General features: G+C 70.9%; 14 protein-coding genes and 1 pseudogene. 5 read left to right on the top strand and 10 right to left on the bottom strand.

Features of this window, described 5'->3' with window-relative positions; translation table 11 throughout:
- Nucleotides 1–226: 226 nt before the first annotated feature.
- Nucleotides 227–1,423 carry a winged helix DNA-binding domain-containing protein gene (locus ACFVWD_RS38320; RefSeq protein ID WP_389602627.1) on the bottom strand — a complete coding sequence of 399 codons (1,197 nt, stop codon included), beginning with the start codon at nt 1,421–1,423 and terminating at the stop codon, nt 227–229.
- Between the two features lie 230 nt (nt 1,424–1,653).
- Between ACFVWD_RS38320 and ACFVWD_RS38315 the strand changes: the two genes are divergently transcribed.
- Complete coding sequence (locus ACFVWD_RS38315) at nt 1,654–2,100, top strand: FxLYD domain-containing protein (protein WP_389602626.1); 447 nt, start codon at nt 1,654–1,656, stop codon at nt 2,098–2,100.
- Between the two features lie 81 nt (nt 2,101–2,181).
- On the opposite strand, the gene ACFVWD_RS38310 is transcribed toward ACFVWD_RS38315, so the two are convergent.
- Nucleotides 2,182–3,843: a phosphotransferase gene (locus ACFVWD_RS38310; protein ID WP_389602625.1), complete on the bottom strand. Its 1,662-nt coding sequence runs from the start codon at nt 3,841–3,843 to the stop codon at nt 2,182–2,184.
- A 176-nt stretch (nt 3,844–4,019) separates the two neighbouring features.
- On the opposite strand from ACFVWD_RS38310, the gene ACFVWD_RS38305 reads away from it, so the two are divergent.
- Nucleotides 4,020–4,304 (top strand): hypothetical protein, encoded by a 285-nt coding sequence (locus tag ACFVWD_RS38305; protein WP_101405559.1) that lies wholly within the window; start codon nt 4,020–4,022, stop codon nt 4,302–4,304.
- 38 nt (nt 4,305–4,342) lie between these two features.
- Here ACFVWD_RS38305 and ACFVWD_RS38300 read toward each other — a convergent pair whose 3' ends face one another.
- Both ACFVWD_RS38300 and htpX read right to left on the bottom strand, forming a co-directional pair.
- Nucleotides 4,343–4,927 (bottom strand): hypothetical protein, encoded by a 585-nt coding sequence (locus ACFVWD_RS38300; protein ID WP_389602624.1) that lies wholly within the window; start codon nt 4,925–4,927, stop codon nt 4,343–4,345.
- A gap of 118 nt (nt 4,928–5,045) precedes the next feature.
- Nucleotides 5,046–5,969 carry a zinc metalloprotease HtpX gene (gene htpX / locus ACFVWD_RS38295; RefSeq protein ID WP_389602623.1) on the bottom strand — a complete coding sequence of 308 codons (924 nt, stop codon included), beginning with the start codon at nt 5,967–5,969 and terminating at the stop codon, nt 5,046–5,048.
- A gap of 360 nt (nt 5,970–6,329) precedes the next feature.
- On the opposite strand from htpX, the gene ACFVWD_RS38290 reads away from it, so the two are divergent.
- Nucleotides 6,330–6,641 carry a hypothetical protein gene (locus ACFVWD_RS38290; RefSeq protein ID WP_389602622.1) on the top strand — a complete coding sequence of 104 codons (312 nt, stop codon included), beginning with the start codon at nt 6,330–6,332 and terminating at the stop codon, nt 6,639–6,641.
- Between the two features lie 82 nt (nt 6,642–6,723).
- Here ACFVWD_RS38290 and glnA read toward each other — a convergent pair whose 3' ends face one another.
- Nucleotides 6,724–8,133 (bottom strand): type I glutamate--ammonia ligase, encoded by a 1,410-nt coding sequence (gene glnA / locus ACFVWD_RS38285; protein ID WP_054229275.1) that lies wholly within the window; start codon nt 8,131–8,133, stop codon nt 6,724–6,726.
- 199 nt (nt 8,134–8,332) lie between these two features.
- Between glnA and ACFVWD_RS38280 the strand changes: the two genes are divergently transcribed.
- Entirely contained in the window at nt 8,333–8,803 is a 471-nt protein-coding gene (locus ACFVWD_RS38280; protein ID WP_319743525.1) for an RDD family protein, read from the top strand.
- A 134-nt stretch (nt 8,804–8,937) separates the two neighbouring features.
- Here ACFVWD_RS38280 and ACFVWD_RS38275 read toward each other — a convergent pair whose 3' ends face one another.
- The 4 genes from ACFVWD_RS38275 to lipB form a co-directional block, all read right to left on the bottom strand.
- Complete coding sequence (locus tag ACFVWD_RS38275; protein WP_168508259.1) at nt 8,938–9,639, bottom strand: DUF4191 domain-containing protein; 702 nt, start codon at nt 9,637–9,639, stop codon at nt 8,938–8,940.
- 89 nt (nt 9,640–9,728) lie between these two features.
- Nucleotides 9,729–9,926: a hypothetical protein gene (locus ACFVWD_RS38270; protein ID WP_054229278.1), complete on the bottom strand. Its 198-nt coding sequence runs from the start codon at nt 9,924–9,926 to the stop codon at nt 9,729–9,731.
- 315 nt (nt 9,927–10,241) lie between these two features.
- Nucleotides 10,242–11,207 (bottom strand): lipoyl synthase, encoded by a 966-nt coding sequence (gene lipA / locus ACFVWD_RS38265; RefSeq protein WP_054229279.1) that lies wholly within the window; start codon nt 11,205–11,207, stop codon nt 10,242–10,244.
- Nucleotides 11,208–11,634: 427 nt separating this feature from the next.
- Nucleotides 11,635–12,432, bottom strand: a complete 798-nt coding sequence (gene lipB / locus ACFVWD_RS38260; protein ID WP_389602621.1) for a lipoyl(octanoyl) transferase LipB — start codon at nt 12,430–12,432, stop codon at nt 11,635–11,637.
- A gap of 302 nt (nt 12,433–12,734) precedes the next feature.
- On the opposite strand from lipB, the gene ACFVWD_RS38255 reads away from it, so the two are divergent.
- Nucleotides 12,735–14,174 carry a regulator gene (locus ACFVWD_RS38255; protein ID WP_389602620.1) on the top strand — a complete coding sequence of 480 codons (1,440 nt, stop codon included), beginning with the start codon at nt 12,735–12,737 and terminating at the stop codon, nt 14,172–14,174.
- 1 nt (nt 14,175) lies between these two features.
- On the opposite strand, the pseudogene ACFVWD_RS38250 reads toward ACFVWD_RS38255, so the two are convergent.
- Nucleotides 14,176–15,534 (bottom strand): annotated as a pseudogene (locus tag ACFVWD_RS38250) (NAD(P)/FAD-dependent oxidoreductase); the annotation flags it as partial.
- Nucleotides 15,535–15,707 lie beyond the last annotated feature (173 nt).

The following is a 15,707-nucleotide window of genomic DNA, read 5'->3' as shown; positions in this document are numbered from 1 at the left end:
GGGTGACGTTCCGCGCCCCCGCCGCCCCTACCCGTCCCATCCCTGGGGGCTGCGCCCCCAGACCCCCGCTTCGGCCTGAACGGCCTCGTCCTCAAACGCCGGACGGGCTGAAAGATGCGCGCCAGCGCTCTTAAGGGGCGCGGGGAACTGCGCGACCAGCCCCCGCTCACCCGCAGCCGAACGAACCGGGCGGGGTACGCGGGACGAAGCTCCGTGCCCTTCGTTTCTAATCCGTCGTCAGTTCCTTCTCCAGGGGGGTTCGGAAGCGCGGGGTGATCCGGGTCGGGCCAAGCCAGGCCCGTACGCGGGCGGCCTCCGTCTCGATGGCGGACAGTGCCTCCCGCCCCACCCCGGCAGGGTCCAGCACCCGCCACACCAGGGCCCCGTCGGCCCGCTGCGCCCACCCTCCGACCACCCGCCCGTCCCACCACACCGTCGGCCCGACATTCCCGCTGCCGTCGAAGAGGGCGGGGCGCAGGGAGGGGGAGAGGTACCAGTCCCGTTCCTGCCATCCCATGGCCGTCGGATCGAGCCCGGGGAGGAGCGCGGCCCACGGCGCGGCGGGGCCGGGGACGGGGGCGGTGTCGTCGGCGGTCACATATCCGGTGGCTCCGTCGTCGAGCGACACGGCCACCGCCCCGATCGCGGCCAGCGCCCGCCGCACATCGGTGACCTTCCACCCCGTCCACCACTTGAGGTCGGCCTCGGTGGCGGGCCCGCACACCGCGAGCCAGCGGCGCAGCAGTTCGGGCTGGGCCTCGGAGGTCGGCAGTTCGGGATGCGGCGGCGCCACGGCCCAGCGGAACTGGGTCGACGTCCAGGACCCCAGCGGGCGCCCACGCACCACCCGCCCCTCGACCCCGAGCACCCGCATCAGCCGGGACGACACGGTCTGCGCGCTCTCGTAACTGCGCCCCGCGCCGTACGTGAACTGCTCCCTCAACCGCGGCTCGTCCTGAGCGAGTTCGTTCACCGTGGCCTGCCCGCGCCGCGCCAGCGCGGCGAGCGCGGACGCCTCCACCTCGGTGAGCCACTCCTCGGTCAGCCGCCCGTCGCTGCCGCTCACCATGTTCTTGACCAGCCCGGCCCGGGCCTTCGCGGCGATCGCGAGCCCCGTCGAGGCGTGCACCACCGCGGCCAGCTCGGTGGGAAAGACGAACACGGTGTGCCGCATGCCGTGCATCCGCACCAGCGTCCGGTCCTCGTACAGCGCCCGGTCGAGCTCCGCCACCGTCTTCCCGGCGTCCGCGAGCCGCGCGCCCACCGCCAGGTACACCGTCGCCGGATCGGTCCCGTGCAGTGCGACCAGGGCCCCGGCGACCTCCTCGGGGCTCGCCGCGCGCGCCGTCCCCGCGAGCCGGTGCCGCAGGGCGAGCCGGGCCCGCCGCTCCGCCACTGCGATGTGCCGCCGCTCCTCGCCCACGCCGCCTCCCTCTCATAGCTGCCGTCCCCGCATCCTCTCGCGCCTCACCCGATCGGCGCCCCCGCCATGCGTACGCCCTGCTCACGGCCTTGACTGAAACGGGAATCCGCAGCGGAACGTCGGGAGACGACATGGCGCGGCACGCGAGGCAAGGGATACGCGGGACAGGCGGGGTACACGGGGTGAGCGGGATACGAGCGCCCGGCGCACGACGGACCGGCCCGGGGGCCGTGGCTGTCGTGCTCCTCCTGGCCCTCGGCGCCGCCCTGGCCGGCTGTTCCAACGGCACCACCCCGTCCGACGTGGCCTCCGCCGCCTCCTCCCTCGCGTCCGAGGCCGGCGGCACCCTCGCCTCCGCGACCGCCGAGGCCGGGCGGAAGTTCGACGAGTTCAAGAACGGTCTGAATGCCAAGGACGAGGTGAAGCTCGGCGGCCAGGTGACCATCGACTCCGCGGGCCGGGCCACCGTCAAGGCCACCGCCACCAACCCGACGTCCGGGGCGAAGACGTACGCGGTCCAGGTCGACTTCCGCGACAAGGGCGGCAACCTCCTCGACACGGTCGTCGTCACCGTGAACGACGTCCCGGCGGGCGCCGCCAAGGACGCAACCGCCCGCAGCAACCGCACCCTCTCCGGAGACGTCACCGCCGACGTAGCCCGCGCCGTGCGGGCCTGACACCCGCAAACGCGCCTCCCGCTCCGGTGACCGTCGCCGTCGCCGTCGCCGTCGCCGATGCCGATGTCGATGTCGATGCCTTCAGCCGTACAGCTCGAACAGTCCGGTCACATACGCCGTCAGCCGTTCGCCCAGCACCTCGGGGGTCAGGTCCGTGCGCCCCAGTTCCCGCCACGGCCCCGCGAGCTTCTCGGCGTCGGGGGAGTAGGCCAGCGCGTCCAGCAGCCGCCAGTACAAGTGCTCCTCGGCGTCGGCCGGTCGGCGTCCGCCGTGTGCCTCGTACCGCGCGCGGAACCCCAGGCCGTACGCCTCCCCGTGGAGCAGCGCGAGGGCCGTGGAGCAGTGGGCCACGTCCAGGTCGGCGGGCCCCCAGGAGGTCTCCACCCAGTCGACCACCCCGCTGATCCGCAGGGTGTCGCCCGCGCCGGTGAAGAGCACGTTGCCGGGATGGAAGTCCCGGTGCAGGAAACACCCTTCGTACGCCGGGGGTTCGCGCCGGATCACGTCCACGGCCCGCTCCCACAGCACGTCCCGGGGCGCACGGACGCGTTCGGGCGAGGTCCAGGCCTGGTAGGGGCGCGGGCGGTCGGCCGGAACCACCGTGTGGATACGGGCCAGTTGGCCGGCCAGCAGGACGATGCGCCGGTCCAGGTCCTCCTCGTCCACCCGTACCCCGCCCGGCAGCGCGGACATCAACAGCGAGGGGTGGTCGCAGTGTTCGGCGGCGGCGTCGACGGCCTGGAGCTCGGGCGTGGGCACGTCCTCGTACGGGGCGAGCAGGGTGAGGACGGACGCCTCGCGGGCCAGCAGGCCGGGCGCATGACGGCGGTAGAAGGGCTTCACGAACGACCGCAGCACCAGACCCGTACCGTCGTCGAGGGTGAGCCGGCGCATCTGGGAGCTCCAGCCGCCGCGCAGGGCCGTGGACTCCCGTACGCTCCTGCCGGCCGGAAGCTGTTCGGCCACCCAGCCGCGGGTCGCGGTCCACCCCCGCTCACCCGGTCCCACGAGTACGGCGTCCACGAACCGCGCCCGGTCGGCGGCGTGTTCGCGCAGCCACAGACCCAGCATGTGATCGGCATCGGGGAATTCGAGCCGGGTGAACTGGGCACGGGCGGTGAGCGCGTCCGTCACGGCCTCGGTGACGGCGGGCGGGATGACGGCGTCCGTACCGGGTACGGCGAGGACCGCACGGCCGTCGTACCCGCGCAGCACATCGAGCGCGGGGGCCTGCCGCCAACTGTCCGGCGCCCGGATGATCTCGCTGAAGCGCCCTCTCCCACTCTCCCCGAACGGAACCTGCCACGCCTCGGCGCCGTACACCGCGGGCGCGCACAGGCCCAGCGCCACCACGCGCCGCCCGTAGTGCCCGGCGAGATCGGCCACCGTCTGGCCGCTCATGCTGAACCCGACGAGGATCAGCGGTCCGTCCGCCGGGACCGACGCGTCGATGACGGAGACGGCCTGCTCGAAGCGTCGGCGCAGGCTCAGGTCCTTGAGTTCGCCCGAACTTTCGCCGTGTCCGGAGAAGTCGAGGGCGAGGCCCCGGCAGCCGCGTGCCACGAACTCCTCCAGCAGCGGCAGCAGTCGCTCCTTGTTGCCGAGGCCCGCGCCGTGCAGCAGGACGACGGTGGCCGTGGCGCCACGGTCATCGCCATGGCCGGTGCCATGGCCGTCGTCACCGCCGCCGCTGACGCAGCTCAGTCGTTCACCGTCGTGGTCGTGTGTGAAGGAGGCGAGCATCCGCCCATTTACCCATGACCCCCGATGACCCACGCCCGCTTTTCAGCCACGTCTGCTTTTCGTCGGACAGGCATCAGGTGGCGGACTCGGGGCTACTCTCTACGCACCGACGGACGGGGACCCACCCCCAGTGCCCTGTCGGCACACAGCCACCCACGCACACAAGGAGTCCCGTCATGGGAACCTTGATCGTTTCCGCGACCGTGACCCTGGTCGTCCTGGGCTTCTCGAACCACGTCCTGTGGCTCGCCGCGATCGCCCTGCTCTTCGTGTACGCCCGCTATGGCCGTACCTGGGGCAGCACGTCAGCGGCGGCGCCCTCGGGCACGTCCGGTTCCCCGGCCCGTCCGGACACCAGCTACCGCGCCTACCGTCAGCGCCGTGACCAGCAGGCCAAGTGGGAGCGCCGCTACCGCCGCGAGCGTCCGCTGGAGGCCCGCCGCCAGGAACGCCGGACGTAGCACCCGGACGTAGCACCCGGACGTCGGTTCTCGGGAGGTCACAGACCCGGGGCGCCCCAGATGGGGAACCAGCGGCTGAGGTCCTGCTCGATCCGCAGATCGTCCGCGAGCGCGGCCTTGACCTGCAGTTCCAGCGCGTTGTCGCGCCGTTGGGCCTCGCCGGCCAGCGGTGCGAAGGGATAGAAGGTGCCGCGCTTGTAGAGGTAGACGAGCCCGAGCCGTCGCTGCCCGGTGTCCTGGAAGCCGGCCACGGAGCAGAGCAGTTGCGGTCCGAAGCCGCTGCCCTCCAGCGCGCTGTTGACCGCGTGCAGATCACCGACCAGCGCGGGCAGATCGTCCGGTTCCCGCCGCGAGACCAGCCACGAATACCCGTACTCGTCCCGGCTGACCTCCACCGGCGGACCCGTGCGTTCGGCATCCGCGTCGAGCAGCTCCTGCACCTCCTGGTGCGCCTGGGCGAAGGCCCCGCCCTCGACGCTCGCGAAACACACCGCGCCTGTCCCGGTCGGGGTGAACCCGGCGGCGGCCTGCAGGGTCACGGCCGCCGACGGCAGCCCGAAGAGCTGGTCGAGATCGGGCGCGACGGCCTTGGTGCGCCCGAGCAGGATGTCCAGGATCCCCATGCAGTCGGCTGCCTTTCCGGAAGGGACGGAGGGCCATGGCCCAGGATGGGCAGGAGGGTCAGGAAGGGTCAGGAAGGGTCAGGAAGGGTCAGGAAGGGTCAGGAAGCGGCAGGAAGAGTCAGGTGGTGCTCTCCGGAGTCGCCGCCTCACCCAGCTCCGCCGAGATCCTGCCCAGTTGTTCGAGCCGCTGCTCCAGGCTGGGGTGGGTCGAGAAGAGCTTCGCGATCCCCGGTTCGGCACCGAAGGCCGGCGTGAAGTAGAACGCGTTGAACGCCTGCGCCGTCCGTAGATCCTTGGTCGGGATCCGCGCGATGTCCCCGGAGACCTTCGTCAGCGCGGACGCCAGCGCCGAGGGCCGGCCGGTGAGCAGGGCGGCGGACCGGTCGGCGGCCAGCTCGCGGTACCGGGACAGGGCCCGGATGAGAAGGAAGCTGATCGCGTACACGGCCGCGGAGACGGCCATCACCGCCATGAAGATCGCCACGGTGTTCTGGTCCTTGCGGCCACGCCCGCCGAAGAGCTGCGAGTAGAAGGCGAACCGCACGATCAGCCCGGCGATCACCCCGAGGAACGAGGCCACGGTGATCACGGCGACGTCCTTGTGCGCCACGTGCGACAGCTCGTGCGCGAGCACGCCCTCCAGCTCGTCGGGCTCCAGCCGCCGCAGCAGCCCGGTGGTCACGCAGAGGACCGCGTGATCGGCGTTCCGCCCGGTCGCGAACGCGTTCGGCATGTCGATGTCCGACACGGCGACCAGCGGCTTCGGCATGTCGGCGACGGCACACAGCCGGTCGACGACCCCGTGCAGCTGCGGATACTCCTCGCGCTCCACGATCCGGCCGTGCATCGCGTAGAGCGCGATCCGGTCCGAGAACCAGTACTGCGCGCCCAGCAGCAGGGCCGCGACGACCACGACCAGCACCCAGGACTTCAGCAGCACGATCAACGCGGCGACGAAGGCCACGTACAGCAATCCGAGCAGGAACAGCGTGACCGTCATGCGTGCGGTCAACCGCGGATCGCTCCGAAACCGGCTCTGCATCTGCATCACCCCCGCAGTAAGGCACTCGTCCCGCTGTCCAGTGTGCACCTGCGGATGCCCATGAAGCGGTTCCGAACAGCCCTAGGAGGTGCAAAGGCAACCTGTGGGATTCCGTGCGGGATCTGGGGGATTCCGCCCAAGATGCTGAGTGGTCGATCGCCGACTAGCCTTTATTCGCGAGCAGCTCTTAATGAAAAGAGCCGCCATCGGAGTACGCCCGCTGCACGCGGCGGCGGTTTGAACGTACTCCCTGTACTCGGGCGAGCATCGCGCCGGACCCGCTCCGCCGCGGTCACGGCCATCTGCCATCCGTCTCGTGCCTCCGAAAGACCGCACGAGGGGTGCAAGGAGGATTCATCCATGAAGGCACAACGTGCGAGGCGCTTCTTCGCGGTATCCGCCATCGGCGTTCTGATGGCCGGAGGCGCCGCGATCGGCGCAGCAGGTACGGCCTCGGCAGCTGCCCCGGCCCAAGCCCCGACCCACTCCACCTTCGGCTGTTCCAACTGGGGTGGCCGTGGCAACTGTGGCTTCGGCTTCAACAACGGCTTCAACACCGGCTTCAACCGTTTCGGCTTCAACAACGGTTTCGGCTTCAACAACGGATTCGGCTTCAACAACGGCTTCAGCAACGGCTTCGGCGGTGGAGTCGTAGTCATCGTGGTGCCCTGACGGACCACGGCCGAGGGCCGCCACCTGTACGCACAGGTGGCGGCCCTCAGTTTTTCAGGCGTCTTTTCAGGCGTCGTGATCTTTAGACGTCGTAGTACAGCTCGAACTCGTGCGGGTGCGGACGCAGCTGCAGCGGCGCGATCTCGTTCGTGCGCTTGTAGTCGATCCACGTCTCGATCAGGTCGGACGTGAAGACGTCGCCCGCGAGCAGGAACTCGTGGTCGGCCTCGAGGCGGTCGAGGACGGCCGGGAGGGAGGTCGGGACCTGGGCGACGCCCGCGTGCTCCTCGGGGGCGAGCTCGTAGAGGTCCTTGTCGATCGGCTCGGCCGGCTCGACCTTGTTCTTGATGCCGTCGAGGCCCGCGAGCAGCAGGGCCGAGAAGGCCAGGTACGGGTTGCCGGAGGAGTCGGGCGCACGGAACTCGACGCGCTTGGCCTTCGGGTTCGAACCGGTGATCGGGATACGCATGGCCGCGGAGCGGTTGCGCTGCGAGTACACCAGGTTGACCGGGGCTTCGAAGCCGGGGACCAGACGGTGGTACGAGTTCACCGTCGGGTTCGTGAAGGCGAGCAGCGACGGGGCGTGCTTGAGGATGCCGCCGATGTAGTAGCGGGCGGTGTCCGAGAGGCCCGCGTAACCGGCCTCGTCGTAGAACAGCGGGTCGCCGTTGGCCCACAGCGACTGGTGGACGTGCATGCCCGAGCCGTTGTCGCCGAAGATCGGCTTCGGCATGAAGGTCGCGGTCTTGCCGTTGCGCCAGGCGACGTTCTTCACGATGTACTTGAAGAGCTGGAGGTCGTCGGCCGCGGCGAGCAGCGTGTTGAACTTGTAGTTGATCTCGGCCTGGCCGGCGGTGCCCACCTCGTGGTGCTGGCGCTCGACCTGGAGGCCGGACTTGGCCAGCTCCAGGGAGATCTCGGCACGCAGGTCGGCGAAGTGGTCGACCGGCGGGGTCGGGAAGTAGCCGCCCTTGTAGCGGACCTTGTAACCACGGTTGTCCTCGAGGGCACCGGTGTTCCAGGCGCCGGCCTCGGAGTCGATGTGGTAGAAGGCCTCGTTCGACTTGGTGTCGAAGCGCACGCTGTCGAAGACGTAGAACTCGGCCTCGGGGCCGAAGAACGCGGTGTCGGCGATGCCGGTCGACGCGAGGTAGGCCTCGGCCTTCTTCGCCACGTTGCGCGGGTCACGGGAGTACTGCTCGCCCGTGATCGGGTCGTGGATGAAGAAGTTGATGTTGACCGTCTTGTCGCGGCGGAAGGGGTCGACGCGCGCGGTGGACAGGTCGGCGCGGAGCGCCATGTCGGACTCGTGGATGGCCTGGAAGCCGCGGATCGAGGAGCCGTCGAACGCGAGCTCCTCGGCCGGGTCGAAGGCCTCGGCCGGGATCGTGAAGTGCTGCATCACACCCGGCAGGTCACAGAAGCGGACATCGACGAACTTGACGTCCTCGTCCGCGATGAACTTCTTGGCCTCGTCGGCGTTCTGGAACATCCAGCTCCTCCTACTCCCGCCCACAGTGGACCGGGGTGGTAGTTCGTTCGTGCGGCCAGTGCGGTGGCACACGCTGGAGCCGACCATAGGGATGGGGGATTTCTCCAGCGTGACCCATTTGTTTCGCCCAAGTTAACCGACCTGGGGCAGTCGGGCCCCTCCTGTCCGTATGCCAAAACGGGCGCAGTACCGTGGACGGGTGGACAACAGGCAAGCAATCGGATCGTGGCTCTCCGGACCCCGCGCGGCCCTGGAGGACGCCGGTGCCGACCTCGGATACCGAGGTGAACAGCTGGGTCTGCCGGAACAGGGCCCCGGCTCCATCGCCCGCCCCGGCCGCAGGCTGGGCGCCCTCGCCATCGACTGGGCCCTGTGCCTGTTGATCGCATACGGACTGCTCACCCACGGCTACAAGCCGGGGGCGACGGGCAACTGGGCCCTGCTCGTCTTCTTCGTCCTGGGCGTCCTGACCGTCGGCACGGTCGGCTTCACCCCGGGCAAGCGCCTCCTGGGCCTGCGGATCGTCCCCGAGGGCGGCGGCCGTCTCAACCCGCTGCGTGTCCTGCTGCGCACCGCCCTGCTGTGCGTGGCCATCCCCGCCCTGATCTGGGACCGCGACGGCCGGGGCCTGCACGACCGCATGGCCCGCACGATCGAGGTCCGGGCCTAGCCGACCGACGACGGGGCACCAGGCCGTATTACGACACCAGGCCGTACGACGAGTGGTGCGGCGAGCGGTACGACGATGGGGGCGCCCGGAGTGATCCGGGCGCCCCCATCGTCGTAACTCTGCTCAGAGGGGTGTCAGCGGGCCTTCGGTCCGCCGCGCGGCATCCGCATGCCCTTGGGCATCGGACCCTTCGGAAGGGGCATGTTGCTCATCAGGTCGCCCATCGCGCGCAACCGGTCGTTGGTGGCCGTCACCTGCGGGCCGGTCAGGACGCGGGGGAACTTCAGCATCGTGGTGCGGAGCTTCTTCAGCTCGACCTGACCTTCACCGGTGCCCACGAGCACGTCATGCACGGGCACATCGGCGACGATCCGCGCCATCTTCTTCTTCTCGGCCGCCAGCAGGCTCTTCACCCGGTTCGGGTTGCCCTCGGCCACCAGCACGATGCCGGCCTTGCCGACCGCTCGGTGCACCACGTCCTGGCTGCGGTTCATCGCCACTGCCGGAGTCGTGGTCCAGCCCCTGCCGATGTTGTCCAGCACGGCCGCGGCTGCGCCCGGCTGGCCTTCCATCTGCCCGAACGCGGCTCGCTCGGCCCTGCGCCCGAAGACGATCGCCGTCGCGAGGAAGGCGAGCAGGAGGCCGAGAATGCCCAGGTAGTACGGGTGGTCGATCAAGAGGCCGATCGCGAGGAAGACACCGAAGGTGACGATTCCGACTGCCGCGAGTACAAGACCGATCTTGGAGTCGGCCTTGCGAGTCATCTTGTAGGTCAGAGCGATCTGCTTGAGTCGCCCGGGGTTCGCAGCGTCCGCTGCAGTTTCCTTCCTCGCCATGCCACGAAGTCTACGTGGCCCGACAAGCGCCGACGACGGCAGTGTCCGGGCGGGCGGCGGCAGTGCCCGCACGGGGGGTCCGGCGACGGCTACGACCGCGTCGCCACGGACTCCAGCACGCGCTGCGCCTCGACCCGGTCCTTGGCGCGGCGGCGATCCTCCAGCACGGAGGTCCAGGCGTTGCGGCGGGCGGTGCGCTGACCGCTGCTCATGAGCAGCGATTCGACGGCACGGAGTGCATCGGTGAACGACGGGATGGCTGTGGCGCGTACGGGCGCGGCCTGCATGATGGAGGTCCCCCCTCGGGATGGCGGCTCTGGACGGGGCGGTACGTGGCGTAAGACCAGGGTCACTGATTGGTGTTACCAGGGCGTGACCGACCGGTCAAACACCAATGAAGCCTTGATGCGGCGGGCCTCCAGCCTGACGCTGTCCTGACGCCTGTTCCCATCTGCGTGGACAGTCGTCAGCGCGGTGAATTGGCCACATTGTGGGGGGAGTTGCTTGTGCGCCGATTCACACGCGAGCGGTGGCACTGAGTGCCACCGCTCGCGTTGTACGGCGTTTCAAATTGTGTCGCCCGGACTGCTCCGTACGGGTGTTCAGACCGCCTGCGAGGCGACGTACGCGCCCCGCTTCTCGATGGCCATCTGGTACAGCCGGCCGGCGCGGTACGAGGAGCGCACCAGCGGGCCCGACATGACACCGGAGAAGCCGATCTGCTCGGCCTCCTCCTTCAGCTCCACGAACTCGTGCGGCTTGACCCAGCGCTCCACGGGGTGGTGGCGCACGGAGGGACGCAGGTACTGCGTGATGGTCACCAGCTCGCAGCCCGCCTCGTGCAGCTGCGTGAGGGCCTCGCTGACCTCCTCGCGGGTCTCGCCCATGCCGAGGATGAGGTTCGACTTCGTGACCAGACCGTAGTCGCGCGCCTCGGTGATGACCTTCAGCGAGCGCTCGTAGCGGAAGCCCGGGCGGATGCGCTTGAAGATCCGGGGGACCGTCTCGACGTTGTGCGCGAAGACCTCCGGGCGGGACGAGAAGACCTCGGCGAGCTGGGCGGGCTCGGCGTTGAAGTCGGGGGCGAGGAGCTCGACCTTGGTGCGGCCGGCCTCTCGCTCCGCCGTCTGCCGGTGGATCTGGCGGACCGTCTCGGCGTACAGCCACGCCCCGCCGTCCTCCAGGTCGTCGCGGGCGACGCCGGTGATGGTGGCGTAGTTCAAGTCCATCGTGACCACGGACTCGCCCACGCGACGGGGTTCGTCGCGGTCGAGTGCCTCCGGCTTGCCCGTGTCGATCTGGCAGAAGTCGCAGCGCCGGGTGCACTGGTCGCCGCCGATCAGGAACGTGGCCTCGCGGTCTTCCCAGCACTCGTAGATGTTGGGGCAGCCCGCCTCCTGGCAGACCGTGTGCAGGCCCTCGCTCTTCACGAGGTTCTGCATCTTCGTGTACTCGGGGCCCATTTTCGCCCGGGTCTTGATCCACTCGGGCTTGCGCTCGATGGGGGTCTGGGCGTTCCGGACCTCCAGGCGCAGCATTTTGCGTCCGTCGGGTGCGACTGCGGACACATCGGCTCCCTGTAGCTTCGATTCTTCGGCGTACACCAGGGTACGCCCGTACGGTTCTCGGCCCCCGCGGTGGGCAACCTTGCGGACCGGGGGTGCATTCCCGGGGGTTTCCTCGCCCCCGCCGCCCCTACCCGTCCCACCCTGGGGGCTCCGCCCCCAGACCCCCTGTCGGCCTGAACGGCCTCGTCCTCAAACGCCGGACGGGCTGAGGCTTTCAGGGGCGCGGGGAACTGCGCGAGCAACCCCCACCGGCCCGCGGCCAAACGCATCGGACGGGGGATCCGGGGCGCAGCCCCGGCCCCAGGGGCGCGGGGAACGGCGCGAGCAACCCCCACCGGCCCGCGGTCGGGCCACTTCGGACAGGCGGGGGATCGGGGCGAAGCCCCGCCTTGGGCGGCGCGGGGAACACCCCCGCACCCGGCATCCGTCAGGCCGAGGCCCGTTCGACCTCGCGGGGGCGCAGGTCCGCGTTCTCCAGGATGTCGCGGAGGTGCTTCTCGGCGACCGGCAGGACCTCGGCGATGGTGACGTCGCGCCCCAGCTCGTACGCCAGGGACGTCACCCCCGCGTCCCGGATCCCACACGGGATGATCTTGTCGAAGGAGGATGTGTCCGGATTCACATTCAGGGCGAAGCCGTGCATGGTGACGCCCTTGGCGACCCGGATCCCCATGGCGCAGATCTTCCGGTCCTCGCGCCGCTGCCCGGCGTTGGAGGGCGCGTACTCGGGCCCGTTCAGACGGGGGTCGAACTCCTCGTCCGTCAGCCGCGGGTCGAAGTCGAGGGAGAGCCCGCCGAGGGAGGGGCGCGAGGCGACGGGGTCGCCCAGGACCCAGACGCCCGCCCGGCCCTCCACCCGGCTGGTCTCGACGCCGAACTCGGCGCAGACCCGGATCATGACCTCTTCGAGCCGCCGCAGGTGCGCCACCACGTCCACCGGGCGCGGCAGCTTCTGGATCGGGTAGCCCACGAGCTGCCCGGGCCCGTGCCAGGTGATCTTGCCGCCGCGGTCCACGTCGACCACGGGGGTGCCGTCGAGGGGCCGTTCGCTGTCCGCCGTACGCCGGCCCGCCGTGTAGACCGGCGGGTGCTCCAGGAGCAGACAGGTGTCGGGGACCTCGTCCAGGAAACGGGCGGCATGCACGCGGCGCTGCTCGTCCCAGGCCTCTTGGTACTCCACGGCCTCGGCCCCGAATCCCATGCGGACGAACCGCAACTCACTCACGGCAAGCGCCTCCCTAGAAGCCTCAGAACCTTCAGAACCTGTGGTGTGGCAACCGGCGGGCCCGTTGTGCGGCAGGCGAAAGAACCTTTCGTCAGGTACGTAACGCGCCCACGCCACTGTACGTCCGGGCCGCGCGCGTCAGCCCAGCGGTCAATCCTCACACGATCGGATGAATGTATGTCGATGCGTGCGATCAGGTGCTTACTCTCCGCTACATTCGCGCCGTCCACGAGGCCATAAGGGCTGCTCACAGGCAATCCGGGCACCCAGTGATGCCCGGAAGGCAGGAGACCGCACCGCAGATGACGGAACGACCCGCGCAGCGCACGCCCAATCGCCAGCTCGCCGCGCTCATCGCAGAAGCGGGGTTCTCCAACGCAGGTCTCGCCCGTCGCGTGGACCAGCTCGGCCTCGAACACGGACTTGACCTGAGATATGACAAGACATCGGTGACGCGGTGGCTGCGCGGGCAGCAGCCCCGCGGCACCACACCCGCCCTCATCGCCGAGGTGTTCACGCGGCGCCTCGGCCGCCGTCTCACCGCGCAGGACCTCGGGCTCGACGCCTGCGCACCCGTCTACGCGGGCCTCGAGTTCGCCGCGACCCCGGAGGAGGCCGTAGACATCGTCAGCGGGCTGTGGCGCAAGGACTCCGGCAGCCACGCCGAGCTCCGCAAGATCGCCTTCACCCCGGCGGGGCTCGTCGTCCCCAGCCGCGACTGGCTGATCGGACGGGCCGACGACCGGGTGAGCCGCGGCGACCAGGCCGCCGCGCGCATCCCCGCCCAGGGGCGCCCCGCGGTCCCCCGCCAGCGCAGCCAGACCGAACGCGGCCCCGGCCAGAAGGTCACCGGCGGGGACATCGCCGCCCTGCGCTCGGTGGGCGAACTGTTCCGCGCCCTCGACCACGCCTACGGCGGCGGCCACGCCCGCCAGGCCCTGGTCCGCTACCTGGAGCACGAGGCCGAGCCCATGTTGCGCGGCGCGTACGGCGAGCAGACCGGGCGGCGCCTGTTCGCGGCCGCCGCCGACCTCACCCGTCTCGCCGGCTGGACCTCGTACGACATCGGCGCGCACGGGCTCGCGCAGCGCTACTTCGTGCAGGCGCTGCGGCTGTCGCAGGCGGCCGGCGACCGGGCGTACGGCGCGTACGTCCTGGTCACCATGAGCCGGCAGGCGGTCTATCTCGGCCACGGGCGGGAGGCCGTGCAGCTCGCCCGGGTCGCGCAGCAGGGCGTCGGCTCGTCCGTGCCGCCCGTCGTCCAGGCGCTGCTGCACTCCGTGGAGGCGCGCGGGCACGGCGTGCTCGGGGAGGTGCGGGCCTGCACGGCGTCGCTGGTGCGCGCCGAGCGGGCCCTCGAATCCGCCCGGCCGGGGGACGAGGCCCCGAACTGGGCACGGTTCTTCGACGAGGCGCAGCTCGCCGACGAGTTCGGTCACTGCCACCGGGATCTGCAGCAGTACCGGGCCGCGGCGCAGCACGCCGAGCGCTCGCTGCAGTTGCGGGCGCCCGGCTTCGCGCGCAGCCGGCTGTTCTGCCGGGTGGTGCTCGCCTCGGCACGGCTCGGGCTCGGGGAGCTCGACCAGGCCTGCCTGTTGGGTGCCGAGGCCGCGGGGCAGGCGGCGGAGATGCGGTCGGTCCGGGCCGTCGAGTACGTACGGGACTTCGAGCGGCGGCTCGAACCGTACCGGGACGCGGCACCCGTACGGGGCTACCGGGACCGGGTGGCGGCCCTTGGCTGACTCAGGCCGCCGTCTCCAGATGCTCCTCCGTCGCGGCCGGACGGGCGCCCAGGTCCAGCATGAGGGCGTGGGCGGCCCGGCAGCCCGAATGCAGGGCGCCCTGGACCGTGCCGGTGTCCCGGTGGTCCCCGCAGACGTACAGGCCCGCCAGGAGGCGTACAGGGCGGCGCAGGTCGTGCGGCGGGGGCATCGCGGGGACCGCGTCACGGGTGTGGTGGACCGCGAGGAGTTCCCAGCGGGTCGTCGACGTGCCGTAGAGGCGGGCCAGTTGGGCGCGGACCGCGGTGTCCAGATGGGTGGCGGCCGGGGGGGTGCCCAGCACCATCGAGGAGACGAGCGCCCGTCCGGCGGGCGCGCGGGACGGGTCGACCTGGCTGATGACCGCCGTCTGCGCCACCGGGCCGCTCCGGTCGGCGTCCAGCAGCAGGGCCGGGTCGGTCAACGGGGGCTCGTCCGTGGTGTGGTGCAGGACCGTCACCGGATGGAAGGCCGGGACGCGCAGACCGGGCAGCAGCCGGGCCGCGGCGCGGGCTCCGGTCGCCAGCAGGATGGCCCGGCAGGTGAGTTCGCCGTGGTCCTTCGTCGTCACGGTGGTCGTGGAGACCGCGGTGACCTCGACGCCGGTGTGGACGGTGCCCGGGGGCAGGGAGGCGGCGAGGAGCTCCGGCAGGGTGTCCGCGCCGCCCTCCGGCAGGCACAGCCGGCCCGACGCGAACGAATGCAGAGCCAGGTCGGCGGCGCGGCTGGAGGTGGTGAGGGCCGGGTCGCACAGGAGTGCGGCGAGCAGGGGGCGCAGAAAACCGTCGACCGTACGGGGCGGCAGACCACGGGTGGTCAGCGCCTGTGCGGTGGGGAGGTCGGGGCGGGTGAGGAGGCGTTCGGGTGGTGTGACGGCGAGGCGGGCGAGGGCGGTGGCCAGGCGGGTCTGGTCGAGGTGGCCGCCGAGGGGGCCGGGGCGCGAGGCCGGGCTCCGGGGGAGACGGGGGGCGCTTGCGAGGGCGCGCGCGGCGGTGAGTGCGCCCCTTGCGCTCCGGGGGGTGGTGGGGGCGGCGGCGCGGTGGTGGCGGCCGTCGCTGTGCAGCAGCACGCCCGGCGAGAACGGGCGCAGGGCCAGGGCGTTCAGACCCGGGGTGCGGTGCAGTTCGGGGTACGAGGTGGACAGGAGCCGGCCGATGCGGTCGAGCCGGAAGCCGTCCACCTTCTCCGTCGTCATGCGGCCGCCCACGGTGGGGGCGGCCTCCAGAACCTTCGTCGTGAGGCCCGCCCTGGTCAGGTGCTGGGCGGCCGCGAGTCCCGCGGCTCCGGCCCCGACGATGACGACGTCCACGTCCGCCTTGCTTACGGGCTCTAGCACGTACCCCTCCTCGAGGTTGCGCGGCCGGTGGGAACGTCATGCCCCCAACGGGCCCTGGGGATACCTGAGTTCGGGTCGAGGGTAGGTGCGTTGGGGGCCGTGGACAGTCGCGCGTCGGGCGTGCACGGTCGCATGGGGGTGCACGGATTCTTTGTCCGCGGGTGACTGGGGGCCGTTCG

It is taken from the genome of Streptomyces sp. NPDC058086 (assembly GCF_042885015.1).
Taxonomy (GTDB): Bacteria; Actinomycetota; Actinomycetes; order Streptomycetales; family Streptomycetaceae; genus Streptomyces.
The sequence above is the reverse complement of the archived record's forward strand: the minus strand, read 5'-3'. Positions and strand labels throughout refer to the sequence as shown.